Genomic DNA, 26,510 nt, shown 5'->3' on the forward strand with positions numbered 1-26,510 from the left:
CACACGAAGATTTAAAAACGTCAGCACGGAAATCAGTTTGCATGTGCTGGCTTATAACCTCAAAAGAATGATGTCTATCTGGGGTACTGAAGGATTAGCCATTAAACTGCAAGAGCATTGCGGCTAGCGGCTGTAGTCGCTTTAGCTCCTGATACCACACCAATAGCGCTCAATATCGGACTTAATGAGCCTCCGAACCGCACTGAATGAAAACTAAAACGCACACAGATAACTTCAGCGAGGCACTAACAGTGCATACTGGCCAACCGCTGAAAGAGCGGAAAATATGAGTTTTTACACAGCCTGCGCTAGATGCCGAATTCGGCCACCTGAACCATTAATAAGGTTGAATTGGATGTTCTCAAGCTATTGAGGAATCTTTTTTGGCTTACTTTTCTGTCACTATATTGTTTAATGCACTTAGTGCCGCATCGTAATCAGGTTCTTGCGCCAGCTCTGGAACGACTTGCTGGTAAACCAGCTTGCCTTTTTTGTTGATAATTAATACCGCACGCGTTAACAGACCCATATCTTTGATCAGTAAGCCGTAATTGCTGCCAAAGTCACGCCATACTGCATCGGAAAGAACCGTTAGCTTATCAATATTCTCCTGCTGGCAATAACGTTTTTGGGCAAAAGGTAAGTCGGTGCTGATCGTCAATAGAACAACATCTTGTGGTAAGTTTGCCACTTCGCTATTAAAACGTTTGGTTTGCAGTGAGCAAATGCCAGTGTCTATACTAGGCACTACACTGATAAGCACAGTACTATTTTTAAAATCGGCAAGCTGCACTGTTTTGAAATTAGCATCAACGACCTTAAAATTGGGTGCAATGCTGTGTTGCTTGATAGGTGTACCCAGTAGAACGACATGCTGGTCGCCAACTTTTACTTGGCTCAAACGCTCTGGTAAATTGGCTTGTAAATTGGCTGCCGACAGCGTAAAACTAAAACCTGATAGCGTAATTGCCAGCACGGTGCGACGAAATACATGTGGAAAGGCTGACATAGAACAACTCCTGATGAATTTAAATGTGCAAAAGTAATTAGCTGGAATACAACATATTTTAACAGTTTACGCCCCAACTATAAATTTCAGTCTAGACTGATACTAAGTCTTTATGAAGTGAGACGCCGATGACGACTGCGGTACTAATTTGTGACGATTCTAATCTGGCACGCAAGCAACTGGCCAGAATTCTACCACAGGAGTGGCAAGCCAACCTGTTTTTTGCAGGTCATGGTGCTGAAGCCCTGGACACGTTATTAAAGCAGCATATTGACTGGTTATTCCTTGATCTCAATATGCCGATAATGGATGGCTATCAGGTTTTAGCTGAACTCAAGCAGCGTCAGCTTAGCCTTAACGTTGTAGTTGTTTCGGGCGATGTGCAACCAGAAGCCATTGACCGGGTTAAAGGTCTCGGTGCGCTCGATTTTATTCGAAAACCTGTCGACAGTGCAAAATTGCAACAGTTAATGCAGCAACACGCGGTAAATATCAACGCGACTAAATCTAAAGCTGCTCCCGCTAAAACTATTCTGCCTCCTGTAGAACTGGGTGCAGAAATGCGGGATGTACTGCAGGAACTTACCAACGTAGCAATGGGGCAAGCGGGAGATTTGCTTGCCCGGTTATTAAACGTATTTGTTAAATTGCCTATTCCTAATGTCAATTTAATTGAAGTGAGCGAGTTGCATATGGCGCTTGCTTCAGTCGAGCATGAGTCGTCAACATCTGCGGTGTGTCAGGGGTTTATTGGCGGTGGTGTGTCGGGAGAAGCTCTACTTATATTAACTGACTCTAGTTTCAAAGACATTGCCAGGCTGATGAATTATCAGGGTGAACTCACAGTTAAAGTTGAACTTGAGTTACTGATGGATATCGCCAATATTCTAATAGGTGCAGTGCTCAAAGGTTTAGCTGAACAAATTGACATGAGTTTTAGCCAGGGGCACCCGGTGGTGCTTGGTCAGCATGCTGCTGTAAGTGAGCTGATTAAAACTAACGCCGGGCGATGGAAAAAAACGTTAGCCATAGAACTGAGTTACGGCATAGAAAATTATAATATCAGTTGTGATTTACTGTTGTTGTTTACAGAAGACAGTTTGAAAACGCTGAATTACAAAGTTGCATTTCTGCTGGAGGAATAAGGATGTCGCAAGCGCAGGTAGATGTATCAGAAGTACATTGGCTGATGGATATGTTCCAGACAGTAGATGTAGGACTGGTTGTGCTTAATTGTGATTATCGCATTCAGGTCTGGAATGGCTTTATGGAAAATCACAGCGGTTTAACACCGCGGCAAGTTCGTGATCGTTACCTATTTGATTTTTTTTCCGAAATTGACGAAGATTGGTTACGACGCAAATGTGATCCGGTTATTTTGTTGAAAAACCGCGCTTTCACAATTTGGGAGCAAAGGCCTTACATTTTTAAATTCCGTAATTATCGGCCAATCACCGGCAGTGCAGAATACATGTATCAAAACAGCACCATATTTCCACTTTCCGATGCTCGGGGCAAAGTAACACATCTGTGTTTTATTATTTACGATGTTACTGATGTTGCTGTTAGCCGAATTGAGCTTGAGTCTATGAATGGCAGGCTGAAGCAGTTAACTAAAACGGATTTCTTAACTCAACTCTTTAACCGTGGACACTGGGAAGAGAATCTGATGCGCGAGTTTAAACGACTAAAGCGCTATCCGCATAAAAGTACCTTGTTGATGTGCGATATAGATCATTTTAAACGTATTAATGATACTTATGGTCATGCTGCAGGCGATGTCGTTATTCAATCTATTGCCGATGCCGTGCGGAAAAACTTGCGTACTACCGATATCGCCGGGCGTTATGGCGGCGAAGAATATGCTATCTTATTGGTTGATACGCCCATTGAACAGGCAGCAATTTTAGCCGAACGGTTAAGACAGTCGGTAGAATCCTTAACCATTAACTATAATGATAAAGCGCTTAAAGTAACCCTTAGCCTTGGCTTGGCCGAGTTTAATGCTGATATGTCAGAACACAGGCAGTGGATAGAGGCATCTGATAAAGGTCTGTATATGTCAAAAGCGAATGGACGAAATCAGGTAACGAGTTACCAACCTGAATAATTAGGTTGGTTTTTCGTCTGCTGCGGGACAGCTATATAACAGGTCTGCCGAACCATCTTCATTTTGTTGCTCCAAATAAACAGTAAACCCCCACAGCCGGTGCAGGTGCTTCAACACCTGTTCCTGACTGTTTGCTAACGGGATCCGGTTTTGTGGGATGTATCTTAGCGTCAGCGAACGATCGCCACTTATGTCGACATTATGAATTTGAATATTCGGTTCAATCTGGCTTAAGTTGTATTGTTGGGACAACATCTGTCGAATGCGTTGATAGCCCTCAGCATTATGGATTGCAGCTACCTCCAGACTGCCCGCTTCGTCGTCGTCGACTATCGCAAAAAGATGAAAGTCGCGGATGACTTTTGGTGATAAGTACTGGCTAATGAAGCTTTCATCTTTAAAATTTTGCATCGCGAAGTGGAGTGTTTCAAGCCAGTTGCTGCCTGCCACGTCAGGAAACCATTCTTTGTCTTCTGCTGTAGGATGTTCGCAGATGCGTCGAAGATCTGTGAACATGGCGAATCCCAGAGCATAGGGGTTAATACCCGAGTAATATTTGCTGTTGTACTCTGGTTGTGCAACCACGTTGGTGTGGCTGTGTAGTACCTCAAGCATAAAGCGGTCACTAACTTTTCCCTCATCGTACAAATGCTGCAAAATAGTATAGTGCCAGAATGTTGCCCACCCCTCGTTCATTACCTGTGTTTGTTTTTGTGGGTAAAAATACTGTGAAATTTTACGCACAATCCGCACAATTTCTCTTTGCCAGGGTTTTAGCAGGGGGGCATTTTTCTCGATAAAATATAACAGGTTTTCTTGCGGTTCAGATGGGAAACGCGTTACATGCTGAGTAGTGTCTGTTGCTTTTACCGGAATGGTTCGCCACAAATCATTAACCTGCGATTGTAAGTAATGCTCGCGTTCATGCTGGCGTTTTTGCTCTTCATCCAGTGATATTTTTTGTGGCCTTTTGTAGCGGTCGACGCCGTAATTCATTAATGCATGGCACGAATCCAGCGTATCTTCAACATCGCTTATGCCGTATTTTTCTTCACAGTCATTAATATAGTTTTTGGCAAACACCAGATAATCAATAATAGAGCCTGCATCCGTCCATGTCTTAAATAAGTAGTTATTTTTAAAGAAAGAATTGTGGCCATAACAGGCGTGCGCCATTACTAGTGCCTGCATGGTAATGGTGTTTTCTTCCATTAAATAAGCAATACAGGGATTTGAGTTTATAACGATTTCATAGGCCAAACCCATATAGCCGCGTCTGTAATTTTGCTCGGTTTGGATAAACTTTTTACCATACGACCAATGATGGTAACCCAGCGGCATGCCGACACTTGAATAGGCATCCATCATTTGTTCAGCGGTAATGACTTCTATTTGATTGGGGTAGGTATCGAGCCGATAGTAGGCCGCAACACGTAAAATTTCTTGATGGTAGGCGTCAAGTAGATCGAAGGTCCAGTCTGGACCATCAGATAAACACGCTGTCGCTTTAGTTTTAGCTTTGGCCATGTTAAACCTCTCTCGATTCAGGACGCTTTACGCCGCCTGCTTCTTGAATAACTCGCGAAATACCGGATAAATGTTGCTTATTTCTTTGATGTGCTCTATGGCAAAGTTGTCGAAACCGGGTAGTAGTTTTTCATACTCCTGCCATAAACTTTGATGCGCTCTTGGCGTGATTTCAATGTACGCATAATACCTAAGCAGCGGTAAAAGCTTATTGGCTAGTAACTCGGCGCAGGGGGCGCTGTCGTCAGTCCAATTGTCACCGTCGGATGCCTGCGCCGCGTAAATATTCCACTCAACCGGGTTGTAGCGTTCCTGCACAATGTCGTACATAAGTTTTATCGCACTTGAAACAATAGTGCCGCCAGTTTCCTGAGAGTAAAAAAACTCATGTTCATCAACTTCTTTCGCCTGAGTATGGTGGCGGATGTAAACCACTTCGACATTCTTATAACTGCGACTGAGAAACAAATACAGTAGAATGTAAAACCGCTTGGCCATATCTTTTGTGGCTTGATCCATTGAACCTGACACGTCCATCAAACAAAACATCACGGCTTTACTCGTCGGCTCTGGTCGTTTTTGAAAGTTTCGAAAACGTAAATCAAAACTGTCAATGAAGGGGACCCCTGCAATCCGTTGTTTTAACGTGCTGATTTCCTCTTGCAGTAATCGCATAAGCTGTTGATCCGGCACCGGTTCATTGTCCATATCGGCGAGTTTCTGCTCTAAATCGCGTAATTTGGCTTTCTTGTCCGCCGTCATTGCTACACGCCTTGCCAGCGAGCCACGCAACGACCGTACAATGTCAATATTGCTGGGCACGCCTTCAGAGCGGTAACCAGCACGGACGTTTTTATACAGTATCAGTTTATCTAGCTGGTTTTTTTTCAGGTTGGGTAACTCAAGATCTTCAAACAGTAAATCCAGATATTCGTCTTTAGAAATTGAAAACACGAAGTCGTCTGAGCCTTCGCCATCCGAGCTTGCGTCACCCTGACCACCCCCTGAGCCACCGCCACCTTGTGGCCGCTTTATCCTGTCACCTTCGCTAAATTGATCATTCCCAGGGTGAACGATTTGCCGGCGCCCCCCTTTGCCTTGATGAAAAAAAGGTTCACTGATATCTTTGCTGGGTATAGTAACGCTTTCACCGCTACTGATATCTGTTACGCTGCGCTGACTAATCGCATCAGACACCGCTTTTTTTATTTGCTGCTTATAACGGCGAATAAAGCGCTGGCGATTGACCGCGCTTTTATTCTTACCGTTTAACCGTCTGTCAATAAAGTGCGCCATACTACCTCCGGCTAAACTGCGTTATTGTGATTTACGAACACGCAGATACCACTCTGACAGCAACCTTACCTGCTTACGGGTATAGCCTTTTTCCATCATCCTATTGACGAAGTCGTCATGCTTCTTCTGATCGTCGGTTGAGGTTTTGGCATTAAATGAAATGACGGGCAGTAGCTCTTCGGTACTGGAGAACATTTTCTTCTCTATGACAGTACGCAACTTTTCATAGCTGGTCCAGCTAGGGTTTTTTCCATTATTTTTGGCCTTAGCCCGCAGTACAAAATTGACAATCTCGTTGCGGAAATCTTTCGGATTACTTATACCTGCGGGTTTCTCAATTTTTTCCAGTTCAGCATTTAGTGCTGAACGGTCAAACAATTGTCCGGTTTCCGGGTCCCGGTATTCCTGATCCTGGATCCAAAAATCGGCATAGATCACATAGCGATCGAATATATTTTGCCCATACTCTGAGTAAGACTCTAAATAGGCCGTTTGGATCTCTTTGCCGATAAACTCGATGTATTTAGGAATTAAGTAACCTTTTAAAAACTCCAGGTAGCGCTCAGACACATCGGCCTGAAACTGTTCACGTTCAATTTGTTGTTCTAATACATAGAAAAGATGCACCGGGTTTGCGGCGACTTCTGTACTATCAAAGTTAAATACCCGTGATAAAATTTTGAAGGCAAAACGTGTAGACAAGCCGGTCATACCTTCATCTACACCGGCATAATCGCGGTACTCCTGATAAGATTTTGCTTTGGGATCGGTATCTTTCAGGCTTTCGCCATCATATACCCGCATTTTGGAGTATAGGCTGGAGTTATCAGGGTTTTTTAAGCGAGATAGTACAGCAAACTGTGCCAGTGATATTAGAGTTCCTGGAGCGCAAGGCGCGGTATTTAGCTCACTATGCTCCAATAGTTTTTGATAAATACGCATTTCTTCACTTACCCGCAGGCAATAGGGCACTTTAACAATGTATACCCGGTCGAGAAAAGCTTCATTGTTTTTATTATTGCGAAACGTTTGCCACTCCGACTCATTGCTATGCGCTAAAATAATGCCGTCAAACGGCAGTGCTGCCAAGCCTTCGGTACCGTTATAATTACCTTCTTGAGTAGCGGTGAGTAGCGGGTGTAGCACCTTAATTGGCGCTTTAAACATTTCTACAAACTCCATCAGGCCCTGGTTGGCGCGGCAAAGTGCGCCCGAGTAGCTATATGCATCAGGGTCATTTTGCGCAAAATGTTCGAGCTTGCGAATATCTACTTTCCCAACCAAGGACGCAATATCCTGATTGTTATCATCACCCGGTTCTGTTTTAGCAATAGCCAGTTGGTCAAGAATGGATGGATATTTTTTAACGACTTTAAACTGGCTGATATCGCCGTTGTATTCGTGTAGCCGTTTACTCGCCCATGGCGACATAATATTTCTCAGGTACCGTTTGGGGATGCCATATTCCTGCTGCAAAATATTACCGTCTTCATTTACATCAAACAGGCATAGCGGATGATCAAACACCGGTGAACCTTTTAAGTAATAAATGGGAATTTGCTGCATTAAATGCTTGAGCTTTTCTGCCAAGGAAGACTTACCACCGCCAACAGGGCCTAGTAAATACAAAATTTGTTTGCGTTCTTCCAACCCTTGCGCAGAATGTTTTAGGTAGGAAACGATTTGTTCTATGGCGTCTTCCATACCGTAAAAGTCAGCAAACGCAGGGTAGCGGCTGATAACACGATTGGAAAACAACCTGCTAAGTTTAGGGTCTTGCGCGGTATCAATCAGTTCAGGTTGGCCAATGGCAAGCAGCAAACGTTCTGCAGCACTGGCGTAGCAGCTCTTGTCTTGTTTGGAGAGGGCTAAAAACTCCTGAATGGTATACTCTTCTTCTTTCGCTGCTTCATAGCGTGATTTGTAGTGCTCGAAAATACTCATATGCACCTCCAGCTTTATAAACATCGGGAAAGGGTTGCGGCTAAGCTGATATATTAAGGTTAGACAGTAAAGCCAGTTCCCGCCTAACTAATTGACAGAAATAGCGACAACTTTGTTTTACTATACGGATATAAAGGTAAACAGATCTGCAGATGTGGCGAATTAAGGTGTAAAGAACCATTAACAAAAAACCCGGCAAATGCCGGGTTTCTAATCGTTAGCGTCGGTTACTTAGCGAAGTTTTCGTTCGCGAAAGACCAATTAACTAATGCCCAGAAGGCGTCTAAATAGGTAGGACGGGCATTGCGGTAATCAATATAGTAAGCATGTTCCCACAAATCGACTGTCATAACAGGTGTAAGGCTGGTATCGGTTAACGGTGTTGCTGCGTTGCTGGTATTGACGATATCCAGGCTGCCGTCAGCAGTTTTTACTAACCAAGTCCAGCTTGAACCGAAGTTGTTCACTGCTTTGTCATTGAAGGCTGTCTTAAACGCAGCGAAAGAACCCCATTTTGCATTGATAGCGTCAGCTAATTTGCCTGTTGGCTCGCCGCCACCATTTGGTGATAAGCAGTGCCAGTAAAAAGTATGGTTCCATACCTGCGCGGCGTTATTGAACATGCCACCTTCAGAGGTGCGAACGACTTCTTCCAGCGATTTGCCTGCGAAAGGAGTGCCTTCAACTAAACCGTTTAACTTCACGACATAGGTGTTGTGATGTTTGCCGTAGTGGTATTCCAGCGTCTCGGCAGAAATGTGTGGTGCTAATGCGTCTTTTGCGTAAGGTAATGCTGGTAATTCAAAGGCCATTGTTGTTCTCCGTTGGCGTTGTTTATGTTGTCTGCATGGCGTAGACTACAAAACCTGACTAAAATACTCAAGTTTTACAGTAGTGGATTTGGCTGATCATGTTTTGATGTTTATGCTGATCAGCATTAAACGTCACTGCATTAGAGGTGGGGTTTTTTTTGTAAATCTCAAGTGCCTATGACTGCAGAAAAGCGTAAAATGTCTGCCAATCTGAAAATGCTTATGTTGTGAGGTGTTAATGGAAACGCTAGATAAAATTAAACAGCAAATTGCTGACAATCCTATTTTGTTATTTATGAAAGGCTCGCCGAAGTTTCCAAGTTGTGGCTTTTCTGCACAGGCATCACAAGCGTTGATCGCATGTGGTGAGCAATTTGCTTATGTCGATATTTTGCAAAACCCTGATATTCGTGCAGAGTTACCCAAGTACGCCAACTGGCCAACGTTTCCGCAATTGTGGGTAGAAGGTGAGCTAATCGGCGGTTGCGATATCATATTGGAAATGTTCCAACGCACTGAACTGCAGCCTTTAATTAAAGATGCTGCGGCGAAACATAAAACCGATACACCGGCAGAGTAAATGCGGATTAAATAGAAAAGGCGGTTATCACCGCCTTTTCTTTTGAACGACAGGTGTATCGCTTACGCAGATACAGCCTCTGCAGAATCATCAGCGTCGTCGTGTGACATAGCTGCTAAGGGCCAACCACCCAGTTTTTTCCAGTTATTGACGATATGACAGAATAGTTCGGCTGTGCGTTCGGTATCATACAGGGCACTATGGGCCTCTTTATTATTGAACTCTATACCCGCAGTTTGACACGCTTTGGCTAACACGGTTTGTCCAAGTGCCAAGGCTGAAAGACTGGTCGTATCAAATGAAACAAAGGCATGAAACGGAGAGCGCTTAAAATTTAACCGTTCTATTGCGGCATTAAAAAAGCCCTGATCAAAGGCCGCGTTATGTGCCACGATGACACTACGTTGGCAACCTGCATCTTTTTGCGCTTTTCGCACCGCTTTACAAATTTCGGTGATGGCTTCGCGTTCTGGCACCGCTCCTCGCAACGGGTTAAATGGATCTATACCGTTAAACGCCAATGAGCTGGCATCCAGATTAGCGCCTTCAAAAGGTTCGACGTGAAAGTGCAATGTTTGTAGCGGCACTAAATTGCCGTTATCGTCCATATCCAGCAAGGTAGCTGCTATTTCCAATAGCGCATCGGTTTTGGCATTAAAGCCAGCTGTTTCCACGTCGATAACTACTGGGTAATACCCTCGAAAACGCTGAGCAAGTTGGGTGCTGGGTTGTGTCATAACATCGCCATTTTATAAATCAGCGACTATTATGCCAAAAAATAGTGCTACCGTCTTGTTGCGGCATAGTGTTTGCTTAGTAATTATTGTGATTTATGTTTTGTGTACCAACTATAGTGAGAAACTGGGAAATGCGAATGTTATTTGCTATTAGCACCCTATTGTTAAGCGCGTCGGTTATGGCTCAGCCGCAGTTGCGTCAATATTCTGCCGCAATAGAACAGTCAACGTGGCAGCTTAGTCAAAGTTCGCCGGTGGCATGTCAGTTGCAACATGAAATTCCCCGCTTTGGTCAGGCTGTGTTTCGCAGTGTCGCCAATAAAGGACTTAATTTAGATTTTGAATTGCAAATGCTGCGTTTACCCGATAATTATGGTTTGGCTGAGGTCATGTCGCTTCCCCCAAGTTGGCGTCCGGGGGAGCCAGCTAAAGCGGTTGCCAGTATGCAATTGTTAAAGCAGTTCAATGGGGAACTACCGAAAAAAGTGGCATGGACGTTATTGTCAGAACTTGAACATGGTTTTAGCCCAACGTTTTATTTTAAAGACTGGTACAGCCCTTTTGACAACGTGGTGGCTGCGATAAATCCAGTGCAGTTTCCTCAGCCGTACCATTTATTTAATCAATGCATTGCAAAGTTACTGCCTTACGGATTTGATGACATTGCGTTTACGGTGTTGAGCTACGAGAGTGGTGGTGACCAGCTAACCCGGGAGTCTCAGCGTAGGTTGGCGCAAATTGCTGAATACCTGAAGTACGATAATGAGATTGATGTTGTTGAAATTCAAGGGTACACCGATAGCTACGGTGGGCGTTGGATGAACGAGCAATTGTCAGTAAAACGGGCAGAGAAAGTAAAAAGCTTTTTTGTCGATGCTGGGTTAAGCGCTGATAGGGTGCAGGTTGAAGGGTTTGGTGAACGGCGACACATTGCGCCGAATGATACGGCGCTGGAGCGTAAAAAGAACCGCAGGGTGGTATTGCAGTTAACTAAACCCTAGGTCGTTAACCGTGCTAGTTTTGTATCATAATATCAACCTGGCGCCATTCTTCGCGGCTAGAGATAATAACGCGCGCCTGTTTACCATTAACGACAAAATATAACTGAATGCGGCCATATTGCATTTGCTCATCAGTAGGGTCACCCAGTTGCTGAAGGTAAAAATCGCGTAACTCACTTTCCGTTTGGTGAGTATAAAAACTCAGTACAGCAGGTAACTTTTTGTCTAATCTGGCAAACTCTCGGGCGTCTGCAGGAACCGGGATCTGATAAAAGCTCTCTGCATCAGCACGTTGACTCACACTGCTAAGAGCCAATGCCATACTGAGTAAAATGACCAAACGCATGTTTTTTCCTCAACTTAAGTTATATTGTTGTTACCTTACCAAAGTTTAATGTGTTGTGCTCAGTTCAATGCGTATTGAGAGAGTTAACATTTTGCTTTAAACGCTTTTCAAATAATCTCAGCGCAGCCTGTATTTTGTCACCGGTAAAGGGTTTAGCAATAAACGTTGCTGCACCAGCCTCAATGCACTGCTTAACGTTTACCAAAGTACTTTCTCCGCTTACCATGGCAATAAAGCATTGTGGGTGGGAAATTTTAAACTTTTTTAACACGTCAATGCCGGAACCATCAGGTAAGTCAATATCAAGGAATACAATATCGGGTTGATGCAAATCAAACAGCGCTTGAGCAGAACTGGCACAGTTAGCGTTAAAAAAAATAAAGGTGTTATGGTGCAGTAATTTCTCGTTTGCTAAAGCGATAATGTTATTTCGTAGCAGTTGCCTTGAGTAGTCAACGTCATCCACTAACAAAATTTTAGGTTCTAACATCGTGTTTCCCTGTCTGGCTTAGCGCATCAAGAAAGCGATTACAGTTGTTCAGTAATTCATCTAATGCAACATCAGACAACAACTGCATTTGAAGTGAGCCAGCCAACTCTGCCAGTGTTGTTTCTCCAAAACTGGCGGCGCCCCCCTTTATTTTATGGCAAACCTGGCGCATTACCTCGCGCTCACTGTGCTTTAGTGCATCTTCGAATGTTTGGCGAAGTTGTGAGAGATTTTGATAAAATAAATTGGTGAGTTCGTCATCTATTAATAATGGAACCGATTTTTGCGGCGCCGTTCGTTGTATCACTTCCGCTAGCATGGCTGCATCAAATGGCTTGGATAATATTAAATCAAAGCCCTCAGTCGGTATTTCATCGGCTGACATAGCAATAATAGGTCTATCGTAGCCTAGCTGTCTCAGTATACGCATCACAGTAGTGCCGTCACAGAGCGGCATTTGAATATCGGTAAGCACGATGTCATATTGATAACTTAATGCTTCGGTAATCGCTTGCTCGCCGTTCTCAACACTATGAACTGTCAAGCCAAGGCCTGCGAACTGTGATGATAATAAACTGCGCATAAAGTCATCATCTTCAGCGATAAGAATGTGCTTTCTAGACGACATTTAAACTCCCACTAAATTTGAGCTAGCGAAACCTGTCAGCCCTAATTCTGTTCACAAGCTCTTGCGCTAACGGTAAAGGGTCTTTACATATTTGGCAAGCAACGAGTTCTGCCAATAACGGTGATAACAGAATACCGCGTGCACCCATTGCACCTAAAACATATAACTGATTTGCTTGTAAAGCGCCAGCCAGTGGTAAGTGATCAGGAACAGTGGCTCTGAATGCTGCGGCTGCGCTTTTTACCTCTGGGTTTAAAAACCAGTCCGGTTGTTGCAACTGGTCATTTATCAGCTGCATATTTATTTGGTCATCTTGTTCGCTGACAAAAGCATCTGTCGCTGAGCGATCAAAGGTGGCACCAATAGAATGCTCTCCCTGCCATTGCGGCGTAATATACCCTTTATGGCAAAGTACCGTTTTTAGTGGTGTCATTGCTGGTTGCTTTATGTGGCTTACTTGGCCTCGTATCTTGTTTACAGGTAGCATGGCGGTTTGTTCAAAATCAGCCATTTTACTACCACATGCCAGCACAACAGCGGACGCGGTAAAGTTGCCGTTAGTTGTACATAACTGCCATGCTTCGCCATCATATTCCAATTTATCTATATGGCACTGTGCACTAAAGGTAAACGTGGGCTGCAAAGCTAAATACGTTAACGCTTGTTGGCAAAATTGCTGAGGATTTAGCCAACCTGCAAGTGGAAAATAGATACCCGCTTGTTGTAGTGGCAGACCCGCAATTTCTGAAGCAGCACTGGCGTCTACCGCTCTCACTATCTCAGCAGGCCAAAGTGCATTAGCAATTAACTTCTCCTGGCGCAGTTTAAGTTGTGAATTGGTTGCCAAATGCAGCATACCGCACCAGTCCATTGCAAAATTTACCCCGGCGTTGTGCCAATATTGATAAAACCGGCGTGCAAACAGAAACGCCTGAACATGGATCTGACTATCATCGGTAAGATTAGCGTGCAAATTCGGATAAACTGCACCTTGGCGGTTTTGAGATGCCTGATGTGCGACCTCGCTATCCTCGCAAATTAAGTGCACGTTAACGCCACGCTGTGTTAACGCCAACGCCGTACAAAGAGAGGCAATGCCGCCACCAACGATAGTGACGTCTTTAGGGGACGAGTACTCAAGATTTGTGTCTGCGATAATTGTTGCTGTTAGCATTTCCCTTTTTCGGCCAAATCCTTTGATTTTAGTGACCGTAAAACCGGCTACTTGCAAACCCCGTTTCACTATCCCGGCTGATGTAAAGGTTGACACGGTAGTCGTATTTTTGCTGAGCCTTGCCAAATTCGAAAACAAAGTATCTTGCCACATGTCCGGGTTTTTACTGGGCGCAAATCCGTCGAGATAAACGGCATCAACTTCAGAAGTGAGCTGAGGTAGCTGACTATTAACATCGCCAAACCATAAATCCAGTATGACACTGCCATTGTCTAAACTAAGGCGATGGCAGCCTGCAATACACAGTGGATAGGCGTCGAGTAATAACTGACACAAATCAGAAAAGGTGTCATGCACGGCCAGAGCTCGCGTTAAATCTGCGTGGCTTAGGGGATACTTTTCAAAACTACTAAAATAGAGACGCTGACATTGTGCATGCGGGTGTGTAAGACGGTGCTGGCGAAAGCGTAGCCAGGTTAAAAGAAAGTTGGCGCCGGTGCCAAAGCCAGTTTCAATAATATGAAATGCTGCAGTAGGATGCTGTGGCCAACGTTGCGGCAAACCGTTTTGTTGCAAAAATACATAATCTGTTTCGGCTATACCGCCATCATTCGAAAAATAAACGTCATCAAAGTCAGACGCTACTGGCGTTCCTTGGTCATTAAAGTGTATTTTTGCATTGCTAAGCTCAGACATAAACGGCAAATTCAGTAGTAAAATCGGCTTGTAGTTTACCCTAAGCTATCGCAGAATTGAAAACAGAGTACAGGTGTGCGCTGAAAGCTGACCACTTTTTAAATCAAAGTCCGTACAATAGCACGCAGTATCATTATAAAGTTGCCGGTAATTGACCGGCCCCTTGGGAGTAAGCATGAAAAGAGCGGTAATCACAGGTATTGGTATTGTATCCAGTATTGGTAATAACAAAGATGAAGTTCTGGCATCGTTAAAAGCAGGTCGTTCTGGTATTACGCGTGCAGAAGAGTTTGCAGAGCTGGGCCTTCGTTCTCAGGTCTGGGGCAATATCAAGTTAGAGCCGTCTGAACATATTGATCGTAAAGCGATGCGCTTTATGGGTGATGCTGCCGCTTATGCTTATATTGCTATGCAAGAGGCCATGGTAGATGCTGGTTTTACTGATGAGCAGATCTCAAACCCACGTATCGGCCTGGTTGCGGGTTCAGGTGGTGCATCGTCTAAAGTGCAAGTAGAAGCGGCAGATATTTTGCGCGAAAAAGGCGTTAAGCGCGTTGGCCCTTATGCGGTGCCAAAAACCATGTCTAGTACCTGTTCAGCCTGTTTGGCTACGCCATTCAAAATTAAAGGTGTGAATTATTCTATCAGCTCGGCGTGTGCTACCAGCGCGCACTGTATCGGTCATGCCGTTGAATTGATCCAGTTGGGTAAGCAAGATGTGGTATTTGCCGGCGGCGGTGAAGAAGTTCACTGGACCCTGGCGATGGAATTTGACGCTATGGGCGCATTGTCAACCAAATACAACGACACGCCTGAGCTTGCTTCACGTACTTATGATGCAAACCGCGACGGTTTTGTTATCAGTGGTGGGGGTGGCATGGTCGTGGTAGAAGAGTTAGAGCATGCTCTAGCTCGGGGCGCGACGATTTATGCTGAAGTGGTTGGCTACGGTGCTACTTCAGACGGTTTCGATATGGTTGCACCCAGTGGTGAGGGCGCTGTGCGCTGTATGCAAATGGCCATGCACGGAGTTACTGCTGAAGTGGATTACGTTAATACTCATGGTACCAGCACACCGGTTGGCGACGTTAAAGAGTTAGGTGCTATTCAGCAAGTATTTGCTGGCAAGTCACCTGCTATCAGCGCCACCAAGGCGATGACAGGTCATGCCTTGGGTGCAGCGGGTGTGCATGAAGCCATTTACTCACTGCTGATGATGAAACACAGCTTTATTGCGCCATCAATTAACATTGGTGAACTTGATGAAGCGGCTGCAGGGTTAAATATTGTGACGCAAGCCAAATCTGCTGAGCTAAATACCGTGATGTCTAACAGTTTCGGTTTTGGTGGTACTAATGCCACCTTAGTCATGCAGAAATACCGCGGCTAAGTGTTTAGAAGGATAGTAAGGGAAGTCCCTTACTATCCTTCTTGATGGCCATATTTAGAATGATTTTTGCTAAGGGTAGTCGTTATAAGAATAAATTCGTTGAGATACAGGGTGTTTTCAACTATCTTGAACCAGAACTACGCGTACTGAGCTTATGCTAAATGTCATCAAGGGCGGTTAAAAAATTTGCATTGCCTTTTTTCGGTATCGCATTACTGGTTGTATTTCAACAACTCTTTGCACTCGAAAAAGCCCTTCCAATAGATTTTAGTCTGTTCGATCGTTATGTCGAAAAACATTCCACTACCGCTTTATCCATGTCCTCGTCTTGGCAAGCAATGCTACGTGATACCTCGTCGTTAACGACAACGCATCAACTTGAAGTAGTAAACACATTTTTACATCAGTCTTTTAGTTATATCACTGATATAAATCAATTTAATGTTGAAGATTATTGGGCTAGCCCAGCGGAAATGCTTGTATCAAAGAGAGGTGACTGCGAAGACTGGGCCATATTTACTTATGTAAGTTTGCGTGCTTTAGGTATCCCCGACATACAATTGCGCCTGGTATATGTTAGAGCAAGGATAGGGGGCGAAAACAGTAGTGTTAGTCAGGCGCATATGGTGCTTGCGTATTATCCTGATGGTGCGAGTGAACCACTCATTTTGGATAGTTTAATTCAAACTATTCTACCCGCGTCAGCGAGAACTGATCTCACCCCTGTGTTTAGTTTCAATTCAACCGGGTTGTGGGCGGGAAGCGGAAATCAAAAATCAAAACAAAGTGCTTCGGCGCGTTTATCTAAGTGGCGTGACCTTGTACAGCGATTGGAGCTACAAGGTATTTTATTGTAATGCCCAGCGATATTGGGTTAAGGGGTAAGTAATGTCTCTCATCAAGCAGCTGTGGATAGCGATTATCGTTATTGTGCTTTTAGCATTTGGTAGTAGTTTTTTTATTAGCGCTTATCAGACAAAAAACTATTTGGCAGAGCAGTTACAAGTAAAAAACATTGATAACGCTACAGGGATGGCATTGACACTTTCGCAGATGGATAAAGATCTTACTACCATGGAGCTGATGTTATCAGCCCAATTTGATACCGGATATTATCGTCGAATTGCATTAAAAGACATTGGCGGAAATGTTCTTGTTGAGTTTGCGTTAACGCCGCAGAAAGTTGATGCTCCGAACTGGTTTGTGGCACTGCTTAATTTTGATATTAAACCCGGCATAGCACAGATCCAAGATAGTTGGCAGCGTTTTGGCACTATCGAGTTGGAAAGTCAATCCGATTACAGTGTGGTCGCCTTGTGGCAAATAACGAAGGATTTAGCGACCGGATTTGTGATCCTTGCTATGTTTTGCGGGTTGGCCGGAAGTATATTATTGAACCGGGTACGCAAGCCACTTAATCAGGTTGTCACCCATGCAGAAGCATTAGGTAACCGACAGTTCATTACCACTGATGAGCCTGCTACTTTTGAATTGAAGCGTCTGGTAGCAGCGATGAATCGATTAACTGGCCGAGTCCGTTACATGCTTGAGCAAGAGCAAAAACAACTCGATCGCTTACAACGGCAGTATGAGCTCGACAATGTGACCGGCGCGTTTAACCGTGAATATTGCGCAAGTTGGTTAGAAGGTTACTTTAACAATAAAGAGCGCAGTGAACCCTGTTGTGTTTTTATGCTGCGTGTTATTGATCTGCAGGCGATTAACCTGAGGCTAGGGCGCTCAGACACTGACGTCTGGTTAAAGCGAGTGGTAGATGCTGTGCGTCAACATCAAGGCGTGCGCTTAGTGAGCCGACTAAACGGCAGCGATTTTTTTGTTGTGTTTGACCAATTAGAGTCGACGGCTGAACTGTGTCAGCAACTGATAACTTTGCTAAACACGGCCTGTTTACTAGAGCCGGCAGATCCAACCGCGCCCATTCTGGTTGTTGGTATATCGCTGGATGCAGTATCGAGTCGGCAACAAACATTATCACAGTTAGATGCGATGCTAGTTGATGTCGAGTCTAAACCGCTGTTACAAAGTAAAATTTTATATCAGGCGCAGGGTTATGACGCCCTGGGAGACGCCACAGACTGGTTAAAAGCCTTGAAGCAGGCTATTCATTCAAATGACATCATGTCGCAGCTATATCCCGTTCAGCTTCGCAATGGCACAATAATGCATCATGAAGCAATGCTCAGAATGCAAATTAATGCAGAATGGGTGTCAGCAGGGCAGATCCTGGGTTGGGCACGTCGTTATCAGTTTATCAGTCATCTGGATATCGCCATGGTAAAACGGGCTGTGTCGCAACTGAAAGACGACAGTGAATTGAAGTTGGCTGTAAATATCTCTGATCTTACCTTTACCAATGCGCCAGCACACTATGAACTACTAAAGTTATTACAGTCAGTTCCTCAGGCCGTCTGCAAACGCTTATCAATGGAGTTTGATGAGGCGCTGGTTGTTAAGCATCAGATTCTATTTATTAGCTTTGTTTCGGCTTTAAAAGCGTTATCAGTTGACGTGGGGTTGCAAAAATGTGGTTTCGCCATTAATGAGATTAAAGATATTGAGCAGCTCGGTATTGATTATTTAAAAATAGATGCGGCAATCGTTTTGCGTTATAAGTCGACTGATACAGCACAGCTTTTGGCCGGGTTAATTAAGCTGGCGCACACCCTAAGTTTAAAAGTAATTGCTGAGGGAGTAACATCCCCTGAGGATATCGATGGACTGCTGGCGCTGGGATTTGACGGTCTTACCGGTCCGGGCATTTCGTAACCGGTACATTTAAAACTACACTTAGGGCATTAAGCTGTCATCTTCTTCTTCATTAAGCAGATCCAGCGTTTTCATATTGTGACGTAGTGTTTTTCGATTGAGTAGCTTTATTTGTGCAGCCATCGGCAGGTCTGTAAAAGTTATCGTGCCATTTGCTGTAAGCAGTTCTATCAGGTCTTCAAGAACGCGGGCTAGCTCTGCGTCAGAATGTTGTAATTTTTTATTATGGCTTAGCTCTGTGTTAGCCAATTCGTAGGCAGGAATATTTTTTTGCATAAAAGACAGTAAGTCGGGGTCATTGTTTGACAAATACTCATTGTACTCATCCGTTTGCACAGTGCTTAAGGCAATAATTTGGTTGTCACTTGCGCGCTTAACGTACATGCTGGTAAACCCTTTAAAGAAGCAATATCAATTGCAAGCGGTCTTTAATGCCTAGTTTAGCAAACGTAGCGGTGAGATGCTGTTTAACCGTTCTTTCAGTAATATTCAAACTTGTCGCAATATCTTTATTGCTGAGTCCTTTTCGTGCAAGGCTGGCAACTTCATATTCTCTTTTAGACAGGCGACTTTCAAACGACGCCCAGTCATTTTTTTGCGGAATGATCTGTGAAAAAAACTGGTTTAGTTGGTTGAGTAACGAAGCCGGTAGCCAAAGGGCACCATTTCTAACCGAACTTACCGACTGAACAAAGTGTTCACTGCTACTGCCTGCATCCAAATAGCCTTTGGCACCCAAAGTAAGCGCAAGCTGAAGTTCAGCTAAAGATAATTGCTGACTAATAACAATGACATGTTTTGTACTGTTTAGCTGAGTTATCAGGCTCTGCCAATCCTGGCGGGCGCTATGAATTAGCACGACGTCACAAGAATGCAGATTATGGGTATTCGCGTCTGGATAGGTTATTACATGTGGCTGCCCAAAAGCTGAAGTCCAGCTAGATGCTGTATAACCCGGCGCAGTATAAATTGCTACATTCGCCATCTGCATATTATCTCTCTGTCATCGCGTTGCTTTTAGCTCTGAGTAAGGGTTTAAGCAAGTAAGACAATACCGTACGTTTGCCGGTGACAATATCAACCTGAACCGTCATACCCGGTAGAATGTTTAACTTGTCGTCAAGCTTTTGGCTGGCGGTGCTTAACCTTACCACATAGTAGGTGTTATCTTGTTCATCAGTAACTGTGTCGGCACTAATATGGCTTACGCTTGCTTGTAAGCCACCAAAAATGGCGAAATCGTAGGCGCTAATTCTGATCATTGCGGGTTGCCCGATTTGAATAAAAGCAATGTCTCTGGGTGATATTCTGGCCTCAATCAGCAGTTTGTCATCCAGTGGTACAATATCGAGTATGTCTCTTCCTGGCGTTAATACACCGCCAACGGTGTTGATATGCAAGCGTTGGATAGTGCCACGAATAGGTGATTTAACTTCGGCTTGCTGTACCATGTCAACTAGCCCAGCTTGAACTTCAGATAACCCGGCAAGCTTAGCCCGTGACTCAGACAATTGGTTTCGCCAGCGGTTTAGTACCGTTAACTTGATTTCTTTAAGTTTATTTCGGGCTTCTTGCAAGGCAGATTCAGCTCTGGCAACATTCGCTTCGGCACGGCTAGCTTCGCCTTTTGCCCGCGCAACTTCTCGCTCCAGCCTTAAGATGTCAATATCAGATACCGCTCCCGAAGCTCTTAATGGCTTGGTGACAGTTAACTCTTGGTTGGTAAGCGCAAAGGTTTGATTGTATTGCAACAACGCTGCTTTCGCTTCTATTAGCTCCTGTTGCCGTTGTTGCTGTTGTTCAGCGTGTACGGCCAGTTGTTCGTTAAGTTCGGCAAGGCTATTTCGATACAATTGTATTTCATGTTGCAAGCGCTCTGGCGCTTTAGTTACGAGTTCGTCAGGAAATTGTGGGCTGGTTTCATTGGTTAGTGCAATTAACCGTGCAACTTCAGCGGTAAGGGCGTAATACTGCGTCTGATTTTCCGCTAGATTGGATGCAGAGCGAGTAGAGTCTACTTTCAATAACACCTGACCGGCTTCAACAATTTGGCCTTCACGTACAACAATGTCGGTTACCAGGCCACCATCAAGAGATTGTATGGTTTGTAATTGTTGCGAAGTAATAACTTTACCATCGCCTCTGGCTATTTCATCTAATGGTGCAAAGCCTGCCCACACTATCAGTACGACAACGCACAGTGCGATAGCATATAGTAAACGTCTGGCAGATAACGGTGATTGAGCAATGCGAGCCCATTCTGCCTCGCTCACCCAATCTTTTGAGTATTTCTGCGAAGCGTTTTTCATTAAGTCGTCCCCATAATTCTGCCTTGACGCAACGCTTCCATCACGGTGTCTTTCGGGCCATCCGCAATGATTTTGCCATTATCAATAACAATAATTCGGTTCGCCAGTGTTAGCAGTGGGCTTCTGTGCGTAATAAGTAACAATGTCTTGCCTTTAGCATAGCCTCCTAATTGGCGTCGGAATGCATCTTCACTACTGTGATCCAGTGCAGCTGTAGGCTCGTCCAGCAGTAATATAGGCGGGTCATTGAATAACGCGCGGGCAATAGCCACGATTTGCTTTTGTCCACCGGATAAATTTTGTCCTTTCTCGCCAACTTGCATTTCAAACCCAGCGGGATGTTGACTGATTAAGTGATTTAACCCAGAGATGTTGCAAATGTTGAGAAAGTGCTCAGCACTCTTTGCCGGTGCGGCAAGTTCAATGTTATAGCGCAATGAACCGCGAAAAAGTGTGATGTCTTGCGGCACATAGCCAACATTATTTCTTACCTGATGTAAATCTAGTTGGTTAATGTCAATGCCGTCTAAAAGCACTTGGCCTTCATTGGGCTGATACAGGCCTAAGATTAGTTTTTCCAAGGTTGATTTGCCAGAGCCATTACGGCCTAAAATGGCAACGTGTTCCCCCGGCTCAATGCTAAAGCTGACATTTTGTAAAGAGGGCAGATCGCTGTCCGGATAGGTGAAACTCACGCGCTTAAATTCTATCTTGCCTTGCAATACAGGCTTATCAATGGTTTTACGAGCCGCGTCTTGCTCAGAGGGGTATTCCATAAGCACATTCAGGTTATCAAATGCAGATGACGCATAGTGAAACTGCGCCAATAATCCAGCTGCTTGGCTAACCGGTGCCAACGCACGCGACGACAATAAAAACACAGCAATTAAGCTGCCTTGCGTCAGGTTACCATCTATGAGCAAGTATACGCCGGTAACAATTACCGCTACGCCGGCTAACTGTTGAATAAACCCAGTGACATTGCTAACGGATGCCGACACAGAGCGCATTTTGGCGCTGTTATGTGCACAGCTTAATGACAATTGCTCCCAATTGTGTTGTATGTCTGATTTTACATTACTGGATTTTGCGGCTTCTAAAGAGCCAATAGCTTCAATTAATGTGGCGTTACGCTCGGCAACAGACTTTGCTGATTCGTCAGATAAAAACTTTAATTTTTTCTGCGCAAAGTAGGCAAATAACAGTGAAATCATCGCACCTACGACGATGGGGGCGAGTAAAGGTAAACTTATAAGCGCGATAACAATACAATACAACAAAACAAAAGGTAAATCGGCTAGAGCAACGATAGTTAAAGAGCCAATAAAGCTTCTCACCGATTCAAACGATTGTACGATAGAAGCAAAAGAACCCGTAGATGTCGGCCGGTATTTTAGCTGCATCGACAATACTTTATCCATTATGGCCGATGAAAGCATGACATCAGTTTTACTTGCGGCTAAATCGACAAAGTGATGGCGCAGTAATTTCAATACTAAGTCAGCCACCAACACTAAGGTAATGCCTGACGCCAATATCCATAATGTATGCGTTGCTAAATTAGGTACCACCCTGTCATAGACATTCATAACAAACATTGGCATTGACAAGGCAAACAGGTTAACCAGGACGGCGGCAAGTAAAACGTCCCGATACAATGAGGTGTTTTGTTTTATGACACCCCAGAACCAATGTAAGTGAGCGGCTAGCTTAAAATGATTGGTTTTCTCTTCCGCATCTGTTTTCGGCCGAACATAAAGTACAGTGCCAGCATACATCGTATCAATGTCATCGAGCGTTATGGTGGATACACTTTGTGCTAGCTCGGGATAGCTAATAACTGCTTGTTTTGTTTTGTAATCAATATTATGAATTAAACAGGCTTTGTTGTCTTTTAGCAGTAAAATTGCTGGAAACAGAGCTGAGTTAAGCTCTGTCAGTGGGCGTTGTAGTATTTTGGACGCTAGCTTTGCTCTGTCAGCCGCCCGGCTGAACACCGCAGGGCTAAGCTGATTATTTTGTAGCGGCAGGCCGCTTATTAAAGCGGCCGGACTTACAGCGTGATGATGAAACTCACAAATATAAAGTAAGGCCTCAAAAAGCGGCCCACCGGTATTTGAGTTATTTAGTATCAATGAGCGTATCCCTGCATCTAGCTATCATTATTTTTGTCTAGGTACTATGGCCTCATCTTTCGCACGCACAACGGCCTCAATTCGACGGTTTAAGTTGTGTGCCTCATCAGTATTGGCCGTTGATAACAGCTTAGTTGAGCCATAGCCTTTAGCGGTAATGCGCTCAGCATCAATACTAAATGTTGATACCAAGATGTCTTTAATTGCATTTGCACGTTGTTGAGACAGTGTATTGTTATACCAAGCGGCTCCTTCAGCTGAGGTATGCCCCTGAATTTCAGTATTTGTATTTGGGTATCTTTGTAAGAATGCGGCGAAATTCTCAATATTAGGCAGGTTTGCCGGGCTAACTTCGCTAGAGTTATATGCAAAGTTCACTTTTAAAGTGAAGTTAACCATTTTCTCTGTAAATACAGAGCAGCCTTTAGCATCCACTTTATCCGTTTCCGGCGTGTTAGGACAATAATCAGCCTCATCTGGTACTGAGTCATTATCCGCATCATTAGTAAGTTTCAAGCTACTGTATACGTCAATTGCAGGACAGGCTGTTGCTGGGTCTACCTTCAATTTGTCTGCACCCAGCTCTGCTAACGATGGCCAGGTATTAGACGTTAAACCCAGGGTATTTAGTAAAGTACCCATTCCGGCTAATGTTCTGGCATTGGCCACAGTAAAACTAAAATTAGCTGACAAATATGCTCTACTCGCTTGAAAATACTCATTCTCTGAATCTAATACATCCAGTAAAGAACGTTGGCCAATATCAAACTGCTGTTTATAGGCGGTTCTCACTTTGTCAGAGGACATTCTGTGTTGATTTAACAACGGCAGTTGTTCTAAAAGTTTATTGCTGTCGTTATAAGATATTTGGATCGTTTGGCGAATATCTAAACAGGCTTTGTCTCTTAATTCTTCTGCAAGATTGATTTCAGAATAAGCGCGTTTCAGCGTCGCTGAATTTCTGCCGCCATTATAAAAATTGTATTTTAATTCAATACCAACACGAGCTTCACTCTGGTCTGTATTGACTCCAATGTCAGAATAATTTTGAAAGCCATAACTGCCTACCAAATTCACAGTGGGTTTGAAATTAGATTTCTCCGCCTCAGCTGCATATTCTGCTGCTTTTATATTTCTCAGTGCTGCATGATACGACGGGCTGCCCTTGTAAGCTTGTTGCAAAGTCTCGGTAACGGATTTTGGTATTGCATCAGGTATTACGACATCATTCATCACAGTTGCTGGAAGTTCGCCGACAACTCTTAGATAGCGGGTGGTGACATCATGCAAATTTGACGTTTCGGTGATCAGATTACTTTGCGCTAAGGACACACGGCCACTTATTTGTTCTAAATCCGCTAACTTGGCAACACCTGCTTTGGCACTGCTTTCTATCTGGCGATATACTTCAAAATGTTTATTTAAGTTGTCTTGGGCTAGTGCCACCAACTTACGCTGTACCAGCACGTCCTGATAAGCTCTAAATGCTTCAAGTGCGACATTTTCTGCAGTTTCCAGCAGATTAAAATAGGCAACTAATTGGAAATTAGAGAATCTATTTACCTCTGAACGAGTGCGACTTCCGTCATAAAGCATCTGAGTTAACGATAAACTAGCATAGGCTCCATCATATTCTCTGATTAAGCCATAGTCTTGTTTTTGGTATTGGTAACCAACAGTGCCATTTATTGATGGCTTGTAACCTGCGCGTGCTGCATTTACATCTTCACCAGAAGCTAAAAACTCGTACCACTTTGCAAGTACGTCTGGATTTTTTTCTATAGCCACCTTTGTAGCTTCTTGCACCGAAGCTGCAGAATAGCTCGCTGGCGACATGACTATTAATGTGAATAGAATAAGTTGTTTAAATCCCTTTGCGGTAGATATTGCTTTCACCTTAATTAAATCCTTATATTTTACAAAATACTAATGCACATAAATTGTACATTAAAGCATATGCTGTTGACTACCAACGCTAGCTAATAAAGTTAACATTTTAAAACCTGTACCCAGGTCCAATAGTATCAGCTCTGACAATGCTTTAAAGTACGTTCATAGATGCTAAACGGATGGATTATATTTATGTCAGAAATTATCGCTCAAGTTGTTGAAGGTACAGTAAAAGTTCAATCTGTGAATGGTGAAATAAGAGTGCTGAAGCAAGGTGATGCGTTGCTGCCTGGCGACATTATTATTACCGCAGATGACAGCGCAGTGGTGTTGGCATATTTAAATGAAACCGTTTCCATCGCGAGTAATCAACAAATAGTTATTTCCGATAGTTGGCTGCAAGCTGATGTTTCGGCTACAGATTCCGCGGTAAATGTAACTTCTGCAGATGATATTCTTGCTGTACTGGATGCAGAAGGTGACTTACTTGCTGAATTAGAGGCCACCGCCGCAGGTGGTGCCGGAACAGGCGAAAATAGTGGTAATAGCTTTGTTCGATTAACGCGGATCGCTGAATCTAATGATCCAAGCTTACTATTACCAGGCTCGTTTTCCGCTGCTGAAGGCCCAGCTGCAGATGCTGATCTGTTCGGAGCAGTACAGCCAGTAAATGAGCCGGTAGACATCCTGGTTAACAGCATTACTGAAGATAATATTATTAACGCTAGCGAGGCAGCTGGCACAGTCACGGTAAGCGGCACCGCAACAGGTGGTGATATTGCTCCTGGCGATTTAGTTACCATAGTGATCAATGGTGTTACTTACACTACCATCGTTCAAGCAGATGGTACCTGGTCAGTTGATGTGGCCGGTAGTGATTTAGCGGCTGGCCCGAGTTTTGATGTAGTGGTTACCTCCACAAATCTGATAGGTAACAGTGTGACGAGCTCTGTCACGTCAACGCACGGCGTAGATGTGACCGCTGACGCTGGTACTGTATTAATTGATAACATTACCGCCGATAACATCTTAAATGCGATTGAAGCGGGTTCGACAATTACTGTTACTGGCTCTGCAGTCGGCGGCGATATTGCCCCGGGTGATGTGGTTACGATGGTGATCAACGGCACTACTTATACTACGACGGTACAAGCCGATGGCACCTGGTCAGTGGATGTGGCCGGTAGCGACTTAGCGGCCGACACCAGTTTCGACGTGGTAGTGACTTCTACTGATGCGTCAGGCAATACAGTAGATAGCACCGGCACCTCAACGCATACTTTAGATACTGAAGCCGAAGCGGGCACGGTTAACATTGATAACATCACCGCCGATGACATCTTAAATGCCAGCGAAGCGGCAGGCACGGTGGTAGTTACCGGTTCAGCAGTTGGCGGCGACATTGCGCCGGGCGATGTGGTCACCATGGTGATCAACGGCACTACTTATACTACGACGGTACAAGCCGATGGCACCTGGTCAGTGGATGTGGCCGGTAGCGATTTAGCCGCCGACACCAGTTTCGACGTAGTGGTGACTTCTACTGATTCGTCGGGCAATACAGTAGATAGCACTGGCACCTCAACGCATACCTTAGATACTGAAGCCGAAGCGGGCACGGTTAATATTGATAACATCACCGCCGATGA

The 26,510-nt window shown here is 44.3% G+C and carries 23 protein-coding genes; 8 read left to right on the top strand and 15 right to left on the bottom strand.

Annotated elements, in window-relative coordinates:
• Positions 1-388: 388 nt before the first annotated feature.
• Positions 389-1,009: a thiol peroxidase gene (gene tpx, locus H595_RS0115445; protein WP_051219938.1), complete on the bottom strand. Its 621-nt coding sequence runs from the start codon at positions 1,007-1,009 to the stop codon at positions 389-391.
• Between the two features lie 128 nt (positions 1,010-1,137).
• Between tpx and H595_RS0115450 the strand changes: the two genes are divergently transcribed.
• Together H595_RS0115450 and H595_RS0115455 are read left to right on the top strand one after the other, a co-directional pair.
• A complete protein-coding gene (locus H595_RS0115450) occupies positions 1,138-2,154 on the top strand; it encodes a response regulator (RefSeq protein ID WP_027672025.1) in 1,017 nt (338 codons plus the stop codon).
• A gap of 2 nt (positions 2,155-2,156) precedes the next feature.
• A complete protein-coding gene (locus H595_RS0115455; RefSeq protein WP_027672026.1) occupies positions 2,157-3,119 on the top strand; it encodes a sensor domain-containing diguanylate cyclase in 963 nt (320 codons plus the stop codon).
• On the opposite strand, the gene H595_RS0115460 is transcribed toward H595_RS0115455, so the two are convergent.
• The 4 genes from H595_RS0115460 to sodB form a co-directional block, all read right to left on the bottom strand.
• The gene (locus H595_RS0115460) at positions 3,120-4,646 is read right to left on the bottom strand and encodes a SpoVR family protein (protein WP_027672027.1); all 1,527 of its coding nucleotides are present in this window, start codon (positions 4,644-4,646) and stop codon (positions 3,120-3,122) included.
• 27 nt (positions 4,647-4,673) lie between these two features.
• Complete coding sequence (locus H595_RS0115465; protein ID WP_027672028.1) at positions 4,674-5,942, bottom strand: YeaH/YhbH family protein; 1,269 nt, start codon at positions 5,940-5,942, stop codon at positions 4,674-4,676.
• A gap of 21 nt (positions 5,943-5,963) precedes the next feature.
• Positions 5,964-7,886, bottom strand: coding sequence for a PrkA family serine protein kinase (locus H595_RS0115470; RefSeq protein ID WP_027672029.1), 1,923 nt, complete (start codon positions 7,884-7,886; stop codon positions 5,964-5,966).
• 227 nt (positions 7,887-8,113) lie between these two features.
• Positions 8,114-8,698 carry a superoxide dismutase [Fe] gene (gene sodB / locus H595_RS0115475; protein ID WP_027672030.1) on the bottom strand — a complete coding sequence of 195 codons (585 nt, stop codon included), beginning with the start codon at positions 8,696-8,698 and terminating at the stop codon, positions 8,114-8,116.
• A gap of 238 nt (positions 8,699-8,936) precedes the next feature.
• Here sodB and H595_RS0115480 point away from each other — a divergent pair, with 238 nt between their 5' ends.
• On the top strand, positions 8,937-9,278 hold the full coding sequence (locus H595_RS0115480) for a Grx4 family monothiol glutaredoxin (RefSeq protein WP_027672031.1): 342 nt from the start codon (positions 8,937-8,939) through the stop codon (positions 9,276-9,278).
• Between the two features lie 62 nt (positions 9,279-9,340).
• On the opposite strand, the gene rnt is transcribed toward H595_RS0115480, so the two are convergent.
• The gene (gene rnt / locus H595_RS0115485; protein ID WP_027672032.1) at positions 9,341-10,015 is read right to left on the bottom strand and encodes a ribonuclease T; all 675 of its coding nucleotides are present in this window, start codon (positions 10,013-10,015) and stop codon (positions 9,341-9,343) included.
• A gap of 137 nt (positions 10,016-10,152) precedes the next feature.
• Between rnt and H595_RS0115490 the strand changes: the two genes are divergently transcribed.
• On the top strand, positions 10,153-11,016 hold the full coding sequence (locus H595_RS0115490; RefSeq protein WP_240474918.1) for a flagellar protein MotY: 864 nt from the start codon (positions 10,153-10,155) through the stop codon (positions 11,014-11,016).
• 13 nt (positions 11,017-11,029) lie between these two features.
• Here H595_RS0115490 and H595_RS0115495 read toward each other — a convergent pair whose 3' ends face one another.
• The 4 genes from H595_RS0115495 to mnmC all read right to left on the bottom strand — a co-directional run bounded on the left by H595_RS0115495 (position 11,030) and on the right by mnmC (position 14,350).
• Complete coding sequence (locus H595_RS0115495; RefSeq protein ID WP_027672034.1) at positions 11,030-11,362, bottom strand: hypothetical protein; 333 nt, start codon at positions 11,360-11,362, stop codon at positions 11,030-11,032.
• Positions 11,363-11,426: 64 nt separating this feature from the next.
• Positions 11,427-11,852 (bottom strand): response regulator, encoded by a 426-nt coding sequence (locus H595_RS0115500; RefSeq protein WP_027672035.1) that lies wholly within the window; start codon positions 11,850-11,852, stop codon positions 11,427-11,429.
• Positions 11,839-12,480: an Hpt domain-containing response regulator gene (locus tag H595_RS0115505; protein WP_027672036.1), complete on the bottom strand. Its 642-nt coding sequence runs from the start codon at positions 12,478-12,480 to the stop codon at positions 11,839-11,841. The genes H595_RS0115500 and H595_RS0115505 overlap by 14 nt, the downstream gene beginning before the upstream one ends.
• 22 nt (positions 12,481-12,502) lie before the next feature.
• Entirely contained in the window at positions 12,503-14,350 is a 1,848-nt protein-coding gene (mnmC, locus tag H595_RS0115510) for a bifunctional tRNA (5-methylaminomethyl-2-thiouridine)(34)-methyltransferase MnmC2/FAD-dependent 5-carboxymethylaminomethyl-2-thiouridine(34) oxidoreductase MnmC1 (RefSeq protein ID WP_027672037.1), read from the bottom strand.
• 175 nt (positions 14,351-14,525) lie between these two features.
• On the opposite strand from mnmC, the gene fabB reads away from it, so the two are divergent.
• The 3 genes from fabB to H595_RS0115530 all read left to right on the top strand — a co-directional run bounded on the left by fabB (position 14,526) and on the right by H595_RS0115530 (position 18,527).
• Positions 14,526-15,740 carry a beta-ketoacyl-ACP synthase I gene (fabB, locus tag H595_RS0115515; RefSeq protein WP_027672038.1) on the top strand — a complete coding sequence of 405 codons (1,215 nt, stop codon included), beginning with the start codon at positions 14,526-14,528 and terminating at the stop codon, positions 15,738-15,740.
• A 161-nt stretch (positions 15,741-15,901) separates the two neighbouring features.
• Positions 15,902-16,597: a transglutaminase-like cysteine peptidase gene (locus H595_RS0115525; RefSeq protein WP_027672039.1), complete on the top strand. Its 696-nt coding sequence runs from the start codon at positions 15,902-15,904 to the stop codon at positions 16,595-16,597.
• A gap of 31 nt (positions 16,598-16,628) precedes the next feature.
• Positions 16,629-18,527 (top strand): bifunctional diguanylate cyclase/phosphodiesterase, encoded by a 1,899-nt coding sequence (locus H595_RS0115530; RefSeq protein ID WP_027672040.1) that lies wholly within the window; start codon positions 16,629-16,631, stop codon positions 18,525-18,527.
• 21 nt (positions 18,528-18,548) lie between these two features.
• On the opposite strand, the gene H595_RS0115535 is transcribed toward H595_RS0115530, so the two are convergent.
• From H595_RS0115535 to H595_RS0115555, 5 genes are read right to left on the bottom strand one after another with little or no spacing between them, the layout of a single operon-like run.
• Complete coding sequence (locus tag H595_RS0115535) at positions 18,549-18,911, bottom strand: hypothetical protein (RefSeq protein ID WP_027672041.1); 363 nt, start codon at positions 18,909-18,911, stop codon at positions 18,549-18,551.
• A gap of 13 nt (positions 18,912-18,924) precedes the next feature.
• Complete coding sequence (locus tag H595_RS22555) at positions 18,925-19,512, bottom strand: response regulator transcription factor (RefSeq protein ID WP_169338561.1); 588 nt, start codon at positions 19,510-19,512, stop codon at positions 18,925-18,927.
• A gap of 7 nt (positions 19,513-19,519) precedes the next feature.
• Positions 19,520-20,836: an HlyD family type I secretion periplasmic adaptor subunit gene (locus tag H595_RS0115545; RefSeq protein WP_027672042.1), complete on the bottom strand. Its 1,317-nt coding sequence runs from the start codon at positions 20,834-20,836 to the stop codon at positions 19,520-19,522.
• Positions 20,836-22,971, bottom strand: coding sequence for a type I secretion system permease/ATPase (locus H595_RS0115550; RefSeq protein WP_027672043.1), 2,136 nt, complete (start codon positions 22,969-22,971; stop codon positions 20,836-20,838). The genes H595_RS0115545 and H595_RS0115550 overlap by 1 nt, the downstream gene beginning before the upstream one ends.
• 27 nt (positions 22,972-22,998) lie before the next feature.
• A complete protein-coding gene (locus tag H595_RS0115555) occupies positions 22,999-24,867 on the bottom strand; it encodes a TolC family outer membrane protein (RefSeq protein WP_240474919.1) in 1,869 nt (622 codons plus the stop codon).
• A 186-nt stretch (positions 24,868-25,053) separates the two neighbouring features.
• On the opposite strand from H595_RS0115555, the gene H595_RS0115560 reads away from it, so the two are divergent.
• Positions 25,054-26,510: retention module-containing protein (locus H595_RS0115560; protein ID WP_027672045.1), on the top strand; the 1,457-nt coding region annotated here is incomplete at its 3' end.

The sequence above is a fragment of the Rheinheimera baltica DSM 14885 genome, from assembly GCF_000425345.1.
GTDB classification, from domain to species: Bacteria; Pseudomonadota; Gammaproteobacteria; order Enterobacterales; family Alteromonadaceae; genus Alishewanella; species Alishewanella baltica.

Bases quoted from the DNA above. Each gene is read 5' to 3' on its own strand.
- tpx (WP_051219938.1), bottom strand. From the start codon at position 1,009: ATGTCAGCCTTTCCACATGTATTTCGTCGCACCGTGCTGGCAATTACG.
- H595_RS0115450 (WP_027672025.1), top strand. From the start codon at position 1,138: ATGACGACTGCGGTACTAATTTGTGACGATTCTAATCTGGCACGCAAG.
- H595_RS0115455 (WP_027672026.1), top strand. From the start codon at position 2,157: ATGTCGCAAGCGCAGGTAGATGTATCAGAAGTACATTGGCTGATGGAT.
- H595_RS0115460 (WP_027672027.1), bottom strand. From the start codon at position 4,646: ATGGCCAAAGCTAAAACTAAAGCGACAGCGTGTTTATCTGATGGTCCA.
- H595_RS0115465 (WP_027672028.1), bottom strand. From the start codon at position 5,942: ATGGCGCACTTTATTGACAGACGGTTAAACGGTAAGAATAAAAGCGCG.
- H595_RS0115470 (WP_027672029.1), bottom strand. From the start codon at position 7,886: ATGAGTATTTTCGAGCACTACAAATCACGCTATGAAGCAGCGAAAGAA.
- sodB (WP_027672030.1), bottom strand. From the start codon at position 8,698: ATGGCCTTTGAATTACCAGCATTACCTTACGCAAAAGACGCATTAGCA.
- H595_RS0115480 (WP_027672031.1), top strand. From the start codon at position 8,937: ATGGAAACGCTAGATAAAATTAAACAGCAAATTGCTGACAATCCTATT.
- rnt (WP_027672032.1), bottom strand. From the start codon at position 10,015: ATGACACAACCCAGCACCCAACTTGCTCAGCGTTTTCGAGGGTATTAC.
- H595_RS0115490 (WP_240474918.1), top strand. From the start codon at position 10,153: ATGTTATTTGCTATTAGCACCCTATTGTTAAGCGCGTCGGTTATGGCT.
- H595_RS0115495 (WP_027672034.1), bottom strand. From the start codon at position 11,362: ATGCGTTTGGTCATTTTACTCAGTATGGCATTGGCTCTTAGCAGTGTG.
- H595_RS0115500 (WP_027672035.1), bottom strand. From the start codon at position 11,852: ATGTTAGAACCTAAAATTTTGTTAGTGGATGACGTTGACTACTCAAGG.
- H595_RS0115505 (WP_027672036.1), bottom strand. From the start codon at position 12,480: ATGTCGTCTAGAAAGCACATTCTTATCGCTGAAGATGATGACTTTATG.
- mnmC (WP_027672037.1), bottom strand. From the start codon at position 14,350: ATGTCTGAGCTTAGCAATGCAAAAATACACTTTAATGACCAAGGAACG.
- fabB (WP_027672038.1), top strand. From the start codon at position 14,526: ATGAAAAGAGCGGTAATCACAGGTATTGGTATTGTATCCAGTATTGGT.
- H595_RS0115525 (WP_027672039.1), top strand. From the start codon at position 15,902: ATGTCATCAAGGGCGGTTAAAAAATTTGCATTGCCTTTTTTCGGTATC.
- H595_RS0115530 (WP_027672040.1), top strand. From the start codon at position 16,629: ATGTCTCTCATCAAGCAGCTGTGGATAGCGATTATCGTTATTGTGCTT.
- H595_RS0115535 (WP_027672041.1), bottom strand. From the start codon at position 18,911: ATGTACGTTAAGCGCGCAAGTGACAACCAAATTATTGCCTTAAGCACT.
- H595_RS22555 (WP_169338561.1), bottom strand. From the start codon at position 19,512: ATGGCGAATGTAGCAATTTATACTGCGCCGGGTTATACAGCATCTAGC.
- H595_RS0115545 (WP_027672042.1), bottom strand. From the start codon at position 20,836: ATGAAAAACGCTTCGCAGAAATACTCAAAAGATTGGGTGAGCGAGGCA.